The sequence below is a fragment of the Methylobacterium aquaticum genome (assembly GCF_016804325.1).
Taxonomy (GTDB): domain Bacteria; phylum Pseudomonadota; class Alphaproteobacteria; order Rhizobiales; family Beijerinckiaceae; genus Methylobacterium; species Methylobacterium aquaticum_C.
Map to the genome: position 1 here is coordinate 1,060,970 of NZ_CP043627.1, position 13,870 is coordinate 1,074,839.

A 13,870-nucleotide genomic window follows, 5' to 3' on the forward strand; every position below is an offset into this window, starting at 1 on the left:
CCGTGCCACCATCCTTCGAGTACACCGCGAAGGAGTCCCCGATGCAAGCCGCCGACAAGACGACCGGGATCAGCGTTCCGTCCGAGCCACCGCGCGAGAGCGGTGCGGCGGGCGAGCACGCCTCCCTCGGCGACGTGCTGCGCGATGCGGTGAGCCTGGAGAAGCGCGAACGCGAGGAGGAGCACGCCGGGCGCCTCAACGCCATCCGCGCCCGCATCCGCCGCTCGCTGGACGATCCGCGGCCCGACCTGACTCTCGATGAGGTCGATGCTGCCTTGGAAGCACTCTTCGCCGAGGCCGAACGGGATGGTCGTTTCGCGTGAGGTAGCCCATCGCGGTCGTGGGCCCGGGGAGCCGGAAGGCAGGGCGCGGGAGGGAGGAACCCGAGCGGGACTCGGCGGCCTCACCCCGCCTTCAACCTTCCTTTACCATAACCCCAGCATCCTGCGGCCCATGAGAGAGCCGGCCCGCGCGTTGCGGCTCCGCTCCACCGGGCCGCTATGTTCCTGTTCAGCAGCACGCCGTCGCAAGGGACTGCCAGCCAAGGGATGAACGCCCAGGCCACCGGCCGCGCGGCGTCCGGCAACCCGGTGATCGACGCGATCCGCCAGGGCGCCGAGAAGACCGGCGCCGCCTTCGACTACCTGCTCTCGACGGCGCAACGCGAATCGAGCCTCAACCCGAGCGCCAAGGCCGGGTCGTCCTCGGCCACCGGCCTGTTCCAGTTCATCGAGCAGACCTGGCTCGGGGTGATGAAGCAGGACGGCCCGTCGCTGGGCCTCGGCTCCTATGCCGACGCGATCACCGCGCGGTCGTCGGGCGGCTACACGGTCAGCGACCCGGCCGCCCGCCAGGCGATCCTCGACCTGCGGCGGGACCCGGAGGTCGCCTCCGCGATGGCCGGCGCGCTCACCCGGCGCAACGCCGACGCCCTCTCCGAGGCGCTGGGCCGCGAGCCGAACCGGGCCGACCTCTACGCCGCCCATCTTCTCGGGGTACGCGGGGCGCTGACCCTGATCCGCGCCGCCGAGGGCGCCCCGGCCGCTCCGCCGCCGCCGACCTGCCGGAGGCGGCCGCCGGCAATCGCGGCCTGTTCTACGACCGCGCCGGCCGGGCGCGCAGCGCCTCGGAACTCTACGCCGTGCTCGGCACCAGTCCCGCCGTCCCGACCGCGACGGCCACCACCCTCGCGGCGCAAGCCGCCGCGCCCTCGGCCTACGCACCCGAGGCCGGCAGCGGCCTGCGCTCGCTGTTCCAGACCGATGCCCGTCGCGGCCCGGTCTCCGACAGCGTCGCCCGCCTGTGGGGCAGCCGGAGCACCGGCGCGAGCGCGCCGAGCTATTTCCCGCGCTCGAACGACGGCCCGGTCCTCGCGGCCGCCGCGCCCGCGCCGAGCCTGCCGGCCGCCCCGGCCGAGAGTCAGGACGGCGCCCAGGACGCCCCGATCCCGGGCATCCCCCTGCCGCCCGCCCGTCCGCCGGAATTCGGCGGGCGCGGCCGCGCCGCCGTCACGCCCCCCTCGATCCAATCCTGACCACCCGCCGAAAAACCCCTCCACGGAGCCGCGCCGATGATCGTCCGCCAGTTCCTGCTCTGGACGCAGCACGAATCCGCCGGAAGGCGGGCCGAGGCGGCCGCGTCGCTCGCCCGGGCCTATCTCTACGCCAAGCTCGACCCGGCGGCCCGCTGGGAGGCCAAGACCGCGATCACGGCGCTCCTCGACGATCCCTCGCCCCTGGTGCGGCGGGCGCTCGCCGAGGCCTGCGCCAATGCCGCGGAGGCGCCCCGGACCCTGGTGGTGGCTCTCGCCCAGGACCGGCCGGACATCGCCGGGCTGGTGCTGGCGCGCTCGCCGGTCCTGTCCGACGCCGATCTCGTCGATTGCGCCGCCGTCGGCGACGAGGCGGGGCGGATCGCCATCGCGGGTCGTCCCTACCTCTCGGCGATGCTGTGCGGCGCGCTGGCCGAGATCGCCGGGGTCGCGGCCCTGCGGGCGCTCGCCGCCAATCCGGGGGCCGAGATCACCCGCGGCAGCCTCCTGCGGATGGTCGAGCGCCACGGCGACGACGCCTCCTTGCGCGAGGCGCTGCTCGCCCGGGCCGACCTGCCCGTCGACGTGCGCCAGGCGGTGACCGCCCGCCTCGCCAGCGCGCTCTCGGCCTTCGTGACCGGCTGCGGCTGGCTCTCGCCGGAGCGCAGCGAGCGGGTGACCCGCGAGGCGCGGGAACGCGCGACCCTCGGGCTCGCCGAGGCCTCGGACCGCGCCGACCTGCGCCGCCTCGTCGCCTACTTGCGCGGGGCGGGCCAGCTCACCGCCGGGCTGATCCTGCGGGCGCTGCTGTCGGGCCGGATGGCCTTCACGGAGGCGGCCCTGACCGATCTCTCAGGCTTGTCCCACGAGCGGGTGGCCGGGCTCCTGCACGATCCGCGCGGCAGCGGCATGACGGCGCTCTACCGCCGGGCCGGCCTGCCGCCGGCCCTGGAGCCCGCCTTCACGGCGGCGATGTCGGCCTGGCACGAGGAGGCGAGCGGCTTCTCCGAGAGCGGCGCCGCCGGCCTGTCGCGGCGGATGATCGAGCGCGCGGTCACCGCCTGCGAGCGGCTGCCCTTCGCCGACGCCCACGCCATCGTCGCCCTGCTCAACCGCTTCGACGCCGAGGCGGCCCGCGACGAGGCCCGGGTGCTCGCCCGCGCCCTGGTGAGCGAGGCCGCGACCGACACGGTGAGCGAGACCGTGCCGGACACGATCCCCGCGGGCCTGATCGACAGCTATCGCCGGGACCGGCCGCGCCTCGCGGCCTGACGCGAGCCCGGCAGCCCGAGCGGCTGTTCGCCAGACGCGAAACCCTCGATGTCGTCCCGGGGCTCGACGACGTCGAGAACCCGGGACGACATCGAGGATTAAAGTTCGGGAAGCCCGTTCGAACAGGCTCCGACCCGTCAGCGCCCGGCGGCGCGCCGGTCGGCGCACGTCACCGCCGCGGCGAGGTAGCCGGCCAACGAGACGATCACGGCGTGGGGGTAGATCGGTCGAACGAAATGGGCGGAGACGCTCATCGATTCCTCCCGATTTGGTGTCCCGTCCAGCGTACGATGCCGTATGCTCCGCGGACAAGCAGGTCTTGCGAAGAATCTTATTCTCGAAAAGACGGATTAAGCTGCAGGTCGGTCTTTCGTGATCCCGGTATGGCGGTGGTCTTCGTCGTGCCGAGCGCAGGTTTGCCTCACGGAACGTCGTTTCATCATGCCGCGAGCACCGGCCCTGCCGGGACCCGTGCCCCTCCGCCGTCATGACGGAGCGGTGCGGGCCTCCATGCGTGTCCGGGGCGCGAGGGCGGCGAAGAGGGCCGCATCGTCGTCCTGCTCGGCATTCGGGGTCGTCAGCAGGGTGTCGCCGGAAAACACCGAGTTCGCCCCCGCGAGGAAGCACAGGATCTGCGCCTCTCGCCCGAGCTGCGCGCGGCCGGCCGATAGGCGGACGATCGAACCCGGCAGGACGAGGCGCGCCGTCGCCACCATGCGGACGAGATCGAGAGGATCGGGGCGGGGCCGGTCGGCGAGCGGCGTCCCTTCGACCGGCACCAGGGCGTTGATCGGCACGCTCTCGGGATGCGGCGTCAGTCCCGCCAGCACCCGGAGCATGTCGGCCCGGTCCGCCACCGCCTCGCCCATGCCGACGATGCCGCCGCAGCACAGGCCGATGCCGGCCTCCCGCACCGTCGCCAGGGTGTCGAGCCGGTCCTCGTAGCGGCGCGTGGTCACGATCCGCCCGTAGAAATCCGGGCCGGTATCGAGGTTGTGGTTGTAGGCCGTCAGCCCGGCCGCGGCAAGGCGGGCGGCCTGGTGGGCCTTCAGCATGCCGAGCGTCACGCAGGCCTCCATCCCGAGCGCGCGCACGCCCTCGACCATCGCCACCACCGCGTCGAACTCCGCCCCGTCGCGCACCTGGCGCCAGGCCGCGCCCATGCAGAAGCGCTCCGCCCCCGCCGCCTTGGCCCGGGCGGCCTGGGCCAGCACGAGGTTTGGATCCATCAGCCGGTCGCGGGCGAGGTCGACCCCGCGGTGATGCGCCGATTGCGGGCAATAGGCGCAATCCTCGGGGCAGCCGCCGGTCTTCACCGACAGCAGGCTCGCCTTGCGGATCCGGTTCGGATCGTGGTGGCGGCGGTGGACGGCGTTGGCGCGCCCGACCAGTTCCAGAAGGGGCAGATCGTGCAGGGCCTCGATCTCCGCCACGCTCCAGTCGTGCCGGACGGTTCCGTCCTGGTGATCCGGGCTCATCGGGCGAAGACCCGGCGCAGGCCCGGCAGGGCGCAGGATCCGGCGGCGACGAGGCCGATCTTGACGAGGTCGCCGAGGAGGAACGGCGCGAGGCCGAGGGCGACGAGGCGATCCGCGGGCACGAACAGGGCGAGCCAGGCGAGGCCGAGGGCATCGATCACCGCAAGGCCGGCGAGCATCGCGGCGACCCGGCCGAGGAGCCCGCGCCCGGCGGCGAGGATGCCGACCAGCCCGGCGGCGACGAGATAGCCCGCGAGGTAGCCGCCGGTCGGTCCCGCCATGTAGGCGAGGCCGATGCCGCGCTCCGGGGTGCCGGAGAAGACCGGCAGGCCGGCGGCGCCCACCGCGAGGTAGCCCAGCATGCTGGCGACCGCGAGGCGCGGGCCGGCGGCGAGCGCGAGGGCCATGACCGCGAGGGTGTGCAGCGTCATCGGCACCGGCCAGAACGGGATCCGGACCTTGGCCGCGAGCGTGATCAGCAGCACGCCCGACAGGACGATCGCCAGGGTCCGGGCCGCGCGCAGGGGCGCAGCCCCGATGACGAGGGTGGTCATCAGGCTCTCCACTCATTTATAGATAATTTTGCCGATATGGCAGGCAGAATGAGCCACGATCGCCGCTTCAAGGCAATATGCTCGGTCGATAATAGATAATTTGATGGTCAGGCGCTGCGACGGCTGGGGCCGGGGGCCGGTCGATGCCCGACCCACTGGACGTGCCGGGCGAGGATGGCGGCGGCGGCGTCGATGTCGCCTCCCCGGAGGGCGACGAGGATCGCCCGGTGGTCGCGATCGGTCGGCGCCTCCCATTCCGCGCGCCATCCGGCGAACAGGAAGCGGGCACTGGCGGCCTGGAGGTCGTCGATCGTCCGCAGCAGGCGCGGCATGCCGCAGGGCCCCAGGATGAGGCGGTGGAAGCTCCGGTTGGCCTCCTCCCAGGCCTGGATGTCGCCGGCGGCCCGGTCGCCGGCCCGGGTCGCGTCCTCGGCCCGGTCGAGGATCGCCGGGGTGAGGTGCGGCGCGGCATGGCGCAGGGCCAGTACCTCGAGGGCGGCGCGCATCTCGGCGACCTCGCGCACCTCTTCCGGGCTGAACCCCGCGACCCGCACGCCCCGCCGCGGCTCGCTCACCACCAGCCCCTGCGCCTCGAGACGGCGAAACGCCTCCCGCACCGGCACGTGGCTGGCATCGAACTCCTCCGCCACGGCGTCCTGCCGCAGCCGGGCGCCCGCCGCCAGGGCGCCGGAGATGATGCGCTCGGCGAGCGCCCGGCTGATCCGCAGGGCAATCGGTTCGTCTTTGGCTGTTGTCATGGATTATCGATAATCCAACTCCGTCCCGAGGTCACGCGGGCGTGACAGGTGCCCCTCCGAGATGGCAGGCTTGACCGAATGGGAATCAGCGAGGCCGCGATGAGCAACGGCTGGGAGGACTCGGCGTCCGCCTGGATCGCCGACATGGGGGAGGCGGGCGATTTCGGCCGCCGCCACGTGCTCGATGCGCCGATGCTGGCCCGGCTGCGGGGAAGGGGGTATCGCCGTGCCCTCGACGTCGGCTGCGGCGAGGGCCGTTTCTGCCGCCGGATGCGGGATCTCGGGATCGCCCCGGTCGGGATCGATCCGACCGATGCCCTGCTGCGCCAGGCTCGGGCCCGCGACCCGGAGGGCGCGTATCTCCCCGGCCGCGCCGAGGCGCTGCCCTTCGCGGACGGCGCCTTCGACCTCGTCGTCAGCTACCTGACGCTGATCGACATCCCGGACGTGCGCGCGGCGATCCCCGAGATGGCCCGGGTGCTGGCGCCCGGCGGGACGCTCCTGATCGCCAACCTCAACGGCTTTGCCACCGCTGGCGGCTGGAGCCGGGACGAGGACGGGGGCCAGCGGTACCGGATCGACGACTACCTGGAGGAGCGGGGGGAATGGGCCGCGTGGCACGGCATCCGCGTCCGCAACTGGCACCGGCCGCTCTCGCTCTACATGAGCCTGCTGCTCGGGGAGGGGCTGATGCTACGCCAATTCGACGAGCCGGCGCCGCTGGGCGGCGACCCGGCCAAGGCCGCCCGCTACCGGCGGGTGCCGTGGTTCGTGACGATGGAATGGGAGAAACCGGCGGGCTGACGGCTGGTCCGTCGACTCGCCGGCTTTTCCGATCCGGGAAGCGTCAGGCGGCTCACCACTCGCGGAGGCGGACTGAACGCCACCCCCGAGCGCGTGGGTCTCCGTTCAGTGGCCGCCGCCGAGATACGCCGCCCGCACCTGCGGATCGTTGCGCAGCTGCGCCGCCGGGCCCTGGAAGCGGATGCGGCCGTTCTCGAGCACGTAGGCGTGGTCGGCCACGCCCAGCGCCGCCATGGCGAACTGCTCGACCAGCAGCATCGTCACCTGCTCTTCTTTCAGCCGGCGGATGATGCGGAACACCTCCTCCACCAGCTTCGGCGCGAGGCCCATCGAGGGCTCGTCGAGGAGCAGGATGTCCGGGCGCAGCATCAGCGCCCGGCCCATGGCGAGCATCTGCTGCTCGCCGCCGGAGAGCGTGCCGGCGAGCTGGGTGCGGCGCTCGCGCAGCCGCGGGAACAGGGTGTAGGCCCGCTCCCGGTCGGCGTTGACGTCGCCCTTCGGCCGCGATCCGGTCAGGCGCGGGAAGGCGCCGAGCGTCAGGTTGTCCTCGACCGAGAGGGTCGGGAAGACCCGCCGCCCCTCGGGCGAGTGGGCGAGCCCGGTGCGGGCGACGTCGTGGCTCTCCAGGCCGCCGATCTCGCGGCCGTTGAGCTTGATCGAGCCGGCGCGCGGCTTGATCATGCCCGACAAGGCCCGCATCGTCGTGGTCTTGCCGGCCCCGTTGGAGCCGATCAGGGTGACGACCTGGCCCTTCGGGACCGTGAAGGTGAGGCCGTGAAGGACCTCGATCTGGCCGTAGCCGGCCGACAGGCCGCTGACATCGAGCATCTCTCTACTCCGCGGCGTCGGCAACCGGGCTGCCGAGATAGGCTTCGATGACCTTGGGGTCGGACTGGACCTCGCGGGCGCCGCCCTCGGCGATCTTGTGGCCGAAATCGAGCACGCTGACGCGGTCGCACAGGCCCATCACCACGTCCATGTGGTGCTCGATCAGGATCACCGTGATGCCGGCGTCGCGGATCTTGCGGATGATGGCGGTCAGTTCGGCGATGTCCGGGGCGGTGAGGCCCGCCGCCGGCTCGTCGAGGAGGAGCAGGACGGGGTCGAGCGCGAGCGCCCGGCCGATCTCGAGGAGGCGCTGCTTGCCGTAAGGAAGGTTGCGCGCCTCGACCTGGGCGAGCGAGCCGAGGCCGACGAAGTCCAGGATCGCCATGGCGCGGGCGCGGGCCTCGCGCTCCTCGCGCCGGCGGCGCGGCGTGCCGAGGATCGCGTCGAACAGGGTTCCCTGGAAGCTGTGGTGCAGGCCGACCAGCACGTTCTCGAGCGCCGTCATCTCGCGGAAGAGCTGGACGTTCTGGAAGGTGCGGGCGACGCCCGACAGCGCGATCTCGGAGGGCGTACGGCCGTCGAGGCGTCTTGCGGCATCCGTGCCGGTGGCGAGCGAGACGCCGCCGGCGGTCGGCTTGTAGATGCCGGTGAGCACGTTCATCATCGTGCTCTTGCCCGAGCCGTTCGGCCCGATCAGGCCGTGGATCGTGCCCGGCCGCACCGCGAGATCGACCTCGTTGAGGGCCTTGAGGCCGCCGAACTGCATCACCGCGCGCTCGACCTTGAGCAGCGGGTCGGCACCGGAGCGGCCGCCCTGGCGGATCAGCGCATCGCCGGAGGCCGCGAGCTCCTGGGTCGCTCCCGTATGGGACGGGCGCAGGAAGGGCAGCTTCTCCCGCAGGAAGCCGACGATGCCGTCCGGCAGGTAATAGACCACGAACAGGATCATCAGGCCGAAGACGGTGAGGCGGAAGTCGGTGACCGATTCCATCGCCAGCGTCGCCGGGAAGAAGGCGAGGCAGAGCGCGCCCGGGATGAGCAGGCTCATCCGGTTGTCCTTGCGGCGCAGGAAGGCGAGGCCGACAACGACCACGGCGAGCGCGGCGATGATGCCGGCCATGATCCGCACCAGGCTGATATCGGCCAGGATGTTCGGCATCATCACGATGATCGCGGCGCCGATCAGGGGGCCTGCCCGCGACTTGCGCCCGCCCATGGTGACGGCGAGCAGGAACAGCACCGTCAGCTCGAAGCCGTAGGAATTCGGCGCGACGTAGCGCTCCGACCAGGCGAAGAGCGCGCCGGCCAGACCCGCGAGCGCGGCCGAGATCACGAAGGCGTAGACCTTGTAGCGGTAGACGCTGACGCCCATGCAGTCGCAGGCGATCGGCGAATCGCGCAGGGCCTCGAAGGCGCGGCCGAAGGGCGACCGGACCACCCGGTTGACCACCACGATGGTGGCGAGCAGGCAGGCGCAGACGAGGTAGTAGAATTCGAGCTTGCGGCCGGCGGCTCCCCAGGGCGCCTGCATGCCGATCAGCGAGAAGTCGAGGACCCGGGCCGGCGGCAGGGTGATGCCGAGGGGCCCGTTGGTCAGGTCCGTCATCTCGTTGATGAAGATCTGGATGATGGTGCCGAAGGCCAGCGTCACCATGGCGAGGTACGGCCCGCTGACCCGCAAGGCCGGGATCGCCAGCAGCAGGCCGAAGGCGGCCGTGACGCCGATGCCGGCGACGAGCCCGACCCACAGCCCGAGCTTGAACTTGAGGAACAGCACGGCCGCCGCGTAGGCGCCGATGCCGAACAGGCCGGCATGTCCCAGCGAGACCTGGCCGGTATAGCCGACCACGATGTCGAGGCCGAGGATCAGGATCGCGTAGATCGCGATCACCACCAGCAGGTGGATATAGTACTGGCTGGTGACGACGTGCGGGAACGCCGCGAGGAACACCACGAGGCACACGGCCCCGAGGAGGCCGACGAAGCGGCCGAGCCCGGCTTGAGGCACCGGCGGGGCGGTTTGCCGGGCAAGGGCCGGCGCGGAGGCGGGCTGCGCCATGATGGTGAAAGACCCTGGATGGACGGGGGGCAATTGCGGACCGCTCCCGCGATCCGGGAGCGGGGCTGAGCGGGAAAAATCAGACCTTCTTGATCACGGCCTTGCCGAACAGGCCGACCGGGCGCACCGCGAGCACGGCGAGCAGCAGGATCAGGCCCGGCACGTCCTTGTAGCCGGTCGAGATGTAGAAGCCGGTGAGCGTCTCGGCGACGCCGAGGATCAGCCCGCCGACGATCACGCCGAGGCCGGATTCGAGGCCGCCGATGATCGCCACCGCGAAGGCCTTGAGCGCCAGCACCGAGCCCATCGTGGCCCCCGTGAGGGTGACCGGGGCGACGAGCACGCCGGCGAACGCCGCCGTCATGGCGCTGATCGAATAGGACAGGGTGATGACCTTCTGGGTGTTGATGCCCATGAGCCCGGCGGCGTCGATGTCGTTCGAGGTCGCCACCACCGCCTTGCCCCAGATCGAGCGGCGGTTGAACAGCTCGACCGCGAGCATCATCAGCAGCGCGCCGGCGACGATCATCAATTCCATCGGCAGCACCCGGACGCCGCCGAAGGTGATGGCCTCTTCCGGCAGCGGCGAGGGGAACTTGAGGTCGTCGCGGCCCCAGATGTTCTCGGCGACGTTCTTGAAGATGATGCCGAGCGCGATGGTGGCCATGATCCACCCGTACTCGGACTTGATCTTCACGGCGGGGCGCACGCCGAGGCGCTCGACCACCGCGCCGAGCGCGAAGCCGAAGACGAGGACCAGCGGCAGCATCAGCCAGTAGCCGGTGAACGGCACCAGCGTCAGGCCGAACAGGGCGCCGAGCATCAGCGCCTCGCCCTGGCCGAAATTCAGGGTCTTCGAGGTCGCGAAGGTGAGCTGGTAGCCGAACGCGATCGCGGCGTAGATCATGCCGACGGCGACGCCGCTCGCCACGAGCTGAAGGAAGATCTGCATGGGGAAAAAGCTCGGGGAGGGCTCGTCTCGACGGGCAGGCCCCGGAGGGCGGAGGCGGACCTCCGCCCCGTCAGGGCCCGGTTACAGCCTCAGTTCGAGGCTTTCTCCTTGACGCGGACGACGCCGGCATTCTTGGCGTCCTCGTCCTTGGCGTAGACGATCTTGCCGTCCTGCACCTTGCCGAACACCACCATGTTGCGGCTGATGGCGTTGTGGTCCTTAGGGGTGAACGGCTTGTCGTAGGTCGTGACCACGCCCTCGACCTTGCTGTTCAGGTCCTCGAGGGCGGCGCGCACCTTCGGGCCGCTGGTGGAGCCGGCCTGCTTGATCGCGGCCGCCAGCAGGTACACCGAATCGTAGCCCTGCGCGCCCGCCACCGGGGTCGGGATCTTGTTGACCTTGAAGGTGGCGTAGTACCCGTCGAGGAAGGACTTGCGCTTCGGCAGCGTCTTATCCTCGATGAATGTCTGGGGCATGATCACGCCGTTGCCGTTGGTGCCGGCGATATCGATGAAGCTCTGCATCGAGGCCGGCCACGAGGTGATCATCGGCACCTTCCAGCCGAGCTTGGCCATGCCGTTGGCGATCTGCGCCAGTTCCGGGCCGATGCCGTAGGCCAGGATCACGTCCGCGCCGGCGGCCTGCGACTTCAACAGCTGGGCCGTCATGTCGACGTCCTTGATGTTGAACTTCTCCACCGCGACAGGCTTTACGCCCTTGGCCTTGAGATACTTCTCGAGGTCCTCGCGGCCGAGCTGGCCGTAATTGGTCGAATCGGCCAGGATCGCGATCTTCTTGTAGCCCTGGGCGATCGCCTCGTCGGCCATCATGCCGGCCTGCAGCACGTCGTAGGCCGAGGTGCGGAAGACGTAGTTGTTGTCGTAATCCGGCGGATTGAACTGGTTGGTGATGATCGTGCCGGTGGCGACGTTGTTGATCACCGGGATCTCGGCTTCCTGGTAGAAGCGCTGGGCGGCCAGAGCCACGCCGGTGTTGATGAAGCCGAGGGTGGCGACCACCTTCTCCTTGTTCACCAGCTCCTGGGCGACCTGGGCGCCGACCTCGTTCTTGCCCTCGTCGTCGCGCTCCACGAGCTGGAGCTGGCGCCCGAGCACGCCGCCATTCTTGTTGATCTCTTCGGCGGCGAGCCGCACGCCGTCGCGCATCGACACGCCCATTGAGGACGAGCCGCCCGTATAGGGGCCGGTCACCCCGATCTTGATCGGGTCGGCCGCCAGGGCCGGGGCCGCGAAGGCGGTTGCGCAGGCGAGCGCGGCCGCGAGCGCGGTCAGGGATGAGCGCATCTGGATTCCTCCGGGGACCGTTTCTTGCCGTCCCGACCTTCGGCGGGCAGGGATCGGGGTGCCGGATAGAAGCGAGATTGGCAGCGCTTGTCGAGCGCGTCTTTCGATCTAGAAAGCCGGCGCCGGCGGAAAGCCGCAGCGGGCCCGCCCCGTCGCCCGGGACGATCAGGCCGCCCGCACGCCGTCGAGGAAGCGGGCCACCTCGGCCGAGAGGTGTTCGGACTGGCGCGACAGCTCGCTCGCCGCCCCCAGAACCTGGCTCGCCGCAGCACCGGTCTCCTCCGCCGCCTCCGCCACCCCGGCGATGGTGCCGGTCACCTCGCCGGTGCCGGATGCGGCCTGGGAGACGTTGCGGACGATGGCCTGCATTGCCGCACCCTGCTCCTCCACCGCCGCCGCGATCGAGGTCGCGACCTCGCTGATCTGCTCGATCTGCGCGGTAATCCCGCCGATCGCGACCGCCGCCTGGCCGCTGGTATCCTGGATCGCCGCGATCTGCCCGGTGATCTCCTCGGTGGCGCGTGCCGTCTGGCCGGCGAGTTCCTTCACTTCCGCGGCGACCACGGCAAAGCCCCGGCCCGCCGCCCCGGCGCGGGCGGCCTCGATGGTGGCGTTGAGCGCCAGCAGATTGGTCTGGGCGGCGATCGAGGAGATCAACCCGACCACGTCGCCGATCCGTGCCGTCGCCTCGGTCAGCGCCCGGACCTGATGCGCGGTCCGGACGGTCCCGGCGACCGCGGCCTGGGCGAGGCGGGCCGAGCCGTCGACCCGGCGCCCGATGTCGACCACCGAGGCGCCCAGCTCCCCGGCCGCCGCCGCCACGGTGCCGACATTCGAGGAGGCCTGCTCGGCGGCGGCGGCCACGGCGGTCGACTGCGTGGCGGTCTGCGTCGCGGTCGCCGTCATGGTCCGGGCGGTGGCCTCGAGTTCGGTCGCCGAGGCCGAGACCTGCCCGACGATGCCGCCGACCGTGCGCTCGAAGGCGTCCGCCAACTGGCGCATCCCGGCCCGGCGCTGCTCCTCCGCCGAGGCGCGGGCGAGCGCCGTCTCGGTCTCGAGCGTCCTCATGTGGACCAGGCCGTCCTTGAACCCCTGGACCGCGGCCGCCATCGCGCCGATCTCGTCGCGCCGGCCCCGCCCCGGCACGGGCGCATCGAGGTCTCCGCGGCTGAGCCTGACCATCGCGTCCTGCAAGGCGGTGAGCGGCCGCGTCACACGGAACTGCGTGACGGCCAGGCCACCGAGGGAGACGATCAGCGCGACGGCGATGACGGCGGACATCGTCGCCATCTCCCGCCGCGCCTTCGCGACCGCGCCCTCGGTCGCTGCCACCACCTGATCCATCGCTATCGTGGCGACGGACAGGACCGTGCGTTGGCGGGTGCCGTTGTCGGCCTGGAACTCCATCAGCGACACGGGCAGCTGTCCGCTGACCAAGCCGTCGCGGATCGACTGCCTGAACCTGGCATTCTCGGGCGAGAACAGGCTCGCCTGCGCGGTGACGATGCTCTGACGGATCGCCTCCGTGACCCCCGACCGGTGGGTGCCGGCTTGCACCGAGGCCCAATGGGCGTCGGCCTTGCCCAGGTCCGCCGCGACGGTCTCCGCCTCGGTCGCCGTCAGCGGCCTGCGCTGGGCGACGGCTTGCGTCAGGATGGCATAAGCCGATCCGATGGCGGACCGGGTTTGCCACGCCGCGTTCTTGATGTTCACCAGAGCTTGCGTGTCCGGCGCGATCTGCTTGATCCGGTCTCCGAGGAGGGCCGAGAGACTCGAGAGCGTCGCCAGCGTCCGGTCGGCCTGCTTGGCCCAGCGATCCGCCAGCGTAGCGTCCCGGCCCGCCATCTTGGCGAACGCGTCGTCGAGCGTCGACCGCAAGGTGACGATCGCCCCGTAATCGGATCGCACCGCCGTCGCGATCTCGACGAGCCCGGTATCCCCGAACCCGGCGGCCTCCCGATCGATATCCCGCATCGCCGCATCGAGGTCCGACCGCATCCGGGCGAGCTTCTCGCGGGCCGCCGGCATCCCGGCCGCCTCCACCCGCAGGGTCGCGAGGCTGTTGGTGCGCTCGAAGCGCAGCGCCTGGAGCGCGCTGAGGACAGCCTTGTCGACGACGGCATCCCGCTTGGCGACAGCCGAGTCGGTCACGACCTCCCAGGCGCTTCCGACCCGCGCCGCCAAATCGGCGATGAGCGCCAGGCCCAGGAATCCGACGATGACGAACAGGCTGAGACGGAGGGACACACTCGGCATGCGCATGCCCGAATTCCTTGCCGAATGGTCAATACGGTCACCGATCGCGAGGGACGTGACGTCGCTCGATCGTA

At 71.2% G+C, this 13,870-nt stretch carries 12 protein-coding genes and 1 pseudogene; 5 read left to right on the top strand and 8 right to left on the bottom strand.

All coding sequences use genetic code 11. The annotated features are described in order from the left end of the window. Nucleotides 1–41: 41 nt before the first annotated feature. The 4 genes and pseudogenes from F1D61_RS04655 (at nucleotide 42) to F1D61_RS04665 (ending at nucleotide 2,803) form a co-directional block, all read left to right on the top strand. Nucleotides 42–323, top strand: coding sequence for a type II toxin-antitoxin system ParD family antitoxin (locus tag F1D61_RS04655; protein ID WP_203156713.1), 282 nt, complete (start codon nucleotides 42–44; stop codon nucleotides 321–323). A 225-nt stretch (nucleotides 324–548) separates the two neighbouring features. After that, nucleotides 549–689, top strand: a pseudogene (locus F1D61_RS35245) (lytic transglycosylase domain-containing protein); the annotation flags it as partial. Nucleotides 690–1,141: 452 nt separating this feature from the next. Then, nucleotides 1,142–1,534 (top strand): hypothetical protein, encoded by a 393-nt coding sequence (locus F1D61_RS35250; protein WP_432443335.1) that lies wholly within the window; start codon nucleotides 1,142–1,144, stop codon nucleotides 1,532–1,534. Between the two features lie 36 nt (nucleotides 1,535–1,570). Next, nucleotides 1,571–2,803, top strand: coding sequence for a DUF2336 domain-containing protein (locus F1D61_RS04665; RefSeq protein WP_203156714.1), 1,233 nt, complete (start codon nucleotides 1,571–1,573; stop codon nucleotides 2,801–2,803). Between the two features lie 485 nt (nucleotides 2,804–3,288). Here the strand turns inward: F1D61_RS04665 and bioB are convergent, their stop codons facing one another. From bioB to F1D61_RS04680, 3 genes are all read right to left on the bottom strand, one after another. Continuing rightward, nucleotides 3,289–4,281, bottom strand: a complete 993-nt coding sequence (gene bioB, locus F1D61_RS04670) for a biotin synthase BioB (RefSeq protein WP_203156715.1) — start codon at nucleotides 4,279–4,281, stop codon at nucleotides 3,289–3,291. After that, a complete protein-coding gene (locus F1D61_RS04675; RefSeq protein ID WP_203156716.1) occupies nucleotides 4,278–4,835 on the bottom strand; it encodes a biotin transporter BioY in 558 nt (185 codons plus the stop codon). The genes bioB and F1D61_RS04675 overlap by 4 nt, the downstream gene beginning before the upstream one ends. A gap of 107 nt (nucleotides 4,836–4,942) precedes the next feature. Continuing rightward, entirely contained in the window at nucleotides 4,943–5,593 is a 651-nt protein-coding gene (locus tag F1D61_RS04680; RefSeq protein WP_203156717.1) for a GntR family transcriptional regulator, read from the bottom strand. 99 nt (nucleotides 5,594–5,692) lie between these two features. Between F1D61_RS04680 and F1D61_RS04685 the strand changes: the two genes are divergently transcribed. Continuing rightward, complete coding sequence (locus F1D61_RS04685) at nucleotides 5,693–6,397, top strand: class I SAM-dependent methyltransferase (RefSeq protein ID WP_203156718.1); 705 nt, start codon at nucleotides 5,693–5,695, stop codon at nucleotides 6,395–6,397. 105 nt (nucleotides 6,398–6,502) lie between these two features. On the opposite strand, the gene F1D61_RS04690 is transcribed toward F1D61_RS04685, so the two are convergent. The 5 genes from F1D61_RS04690 to F1D61_RS04710 all read right to left on the bottom strand — a co-directional run bounded on the left by F1D61_RS04690 (nucleotide 6,503) and on the right by F1D61_RS04710 (nucleotide 13,802). Then, on the bottom strand, nucleotides 6,503–7,225 hold the full coding sequence (locus F1D61_RS04690; protein WP_203156719.1) for an ABC transporter ATP-binding protein: 723 nt from the start codon (nucleotides 7,223–7,225) through the stop codon (nucleotides 6,503–6,505). A 4-nt stretch (nucleotides 7,226–7,229) separates the two neighbouring features. Then, nucleotides 7,230–9,284 (bottom strand): branched-chain amino acid ABC transporter ATP-binding protein/permease, encoded by a 2,055-nt coding sequence (locus F1D61_RS04695; protein WP_203156720.1) that lies wholly within the window; start codon nucleotides 9,282–9,284, stop codon nucleotides 7,230–7,232. 79 nt (nucleotides 9,285–9,363) lie between these two features. Further along, nucleotides 9,364–10,236, bottom strand: a complete 873-nt coding sequence (locus tag F1D61_RS04700) for a branched-chain amino acid ABC transporter permease (RefSeq protein ID WP_203156721.1) — start codon at nucleotides 10,234–10,236, stop codon at nucleotides 9,364–9,366. An 89-nt stretch (nucleotides 10,237–10,325) separates the two neighbouring features. Beyond that, complete coding sequence (locus F1D61_RS04705; protein WP_203156722.1) at nucleotides 10,326–11,540, bottom strand: ABC transporter substrate-binding protein; 1,215 nt, start codon at nucleotides 11,538–11,540, stop codon at nucleotides 10,326–10,328. Nucleotides 11,541–11,705: 165 nt separating this feature from the next. Then, the gene (locus F1D61_RS04710; RefSeq protein ID WP_246775716.1) at nucleotides 11,706–13,802 is read right to left on the bottom strand and encodes a methyl-accepting chemotaxis protein; all 2,097 of its coding nucleotides are present in this window, start codon (nucleotides 13,800–13,802) and stop codon (nucleotides 11,706–11,708) included. Nucleotides 13,803–13,870: the final 68 nt, after the last annotated feature.

What these genes read in the sequence shown, in the direction of transcription:
- F1D61_RS04655 (WP_203156713.1), top strand. Translation starts at nt 42, where the DNA reads ATGCAAGCCGCCGACAAGACGACCGGGATCAGCGTTCCGTCCGAGCCA.
- F1D61_RS04665 (WP_203156714.1), top strand. Translation starts at nt 1,571, where the DNA reads ATGATCGTCCGCCAGTTCCTGCTCTGGACGCAGCACGAATCCGCCGGA.
- bioB (WP_203156715.1), bottom strand. Translation starts at nt 4,281, where the DNA reads ATGAGCCCGGATCACCAGGACGGAACCGTCCGGCACGACTGGAGCGTG.
- F1D61_RS04675 (WP_203156716.1), bottom strand. Translation starts at nt 4,835, where the DNA reads ATGACCACCCTCGTCATCGGGGCTGCGCCCCTGCGCGCGGCCCGGACC.
- F1D61_RS04680 (WP_203156717.1), bottom strand. Translation starts at nt 5,593, where the DNA reads ATGACAACAGCCAAAGACGAACCGATTGCCCTGCGGATCAGCCGGGCG.
- F1D61_RS04685 (WP_203156718.1), top strand. Translation starts at nt 5,693, where the DNA reads ATGAGCAACGGCTGGGAGGACTCGGCGTCCGCCTGGATCGCCGACATG.
- F1D61_RS04690 (WP_203156719.1), bottom strand. Translation starts at nt 7,225, where the DNA reads ATGCTCGATGTCAGCGGCCTGTCGGCCGGCTACGGCCAGATCGAGGTC.
- F1D61_RS04695 (WP_203156720.1), bottom strand. Translation starts at nt 9,284, where the DNA reads ATGGCGCAGCCCGCCTCCGCGCCGGCCCTTGCCCGGCAAACCGCCCCG.
- F1D61_RS04700 (WP_203156721.1), bottom strand. Translation starts at nt 10,236, where the DNA reads ATGCAGATCTTCCTTCAGCTCGTGGCGAGCGGCGTCGCCGTCGGCATG.
- F1D61_RS04705 (WP_203156722.1), bottom strand. Translation starts at nt 11,540, where the DNA reads ATGCGCTCATCCCTGACCGCGCTCGCGGCCGCGCTCGCCTGCGCAACC.
- F1D61_RS04710 (WP_246775716.1), bottom strand. Translation starts at nt 13,802, where the DNA reads ATGCGCATGCCGAGTGTGTCCCTCCGTCTCAGCCTGTTCGTCATCGTC.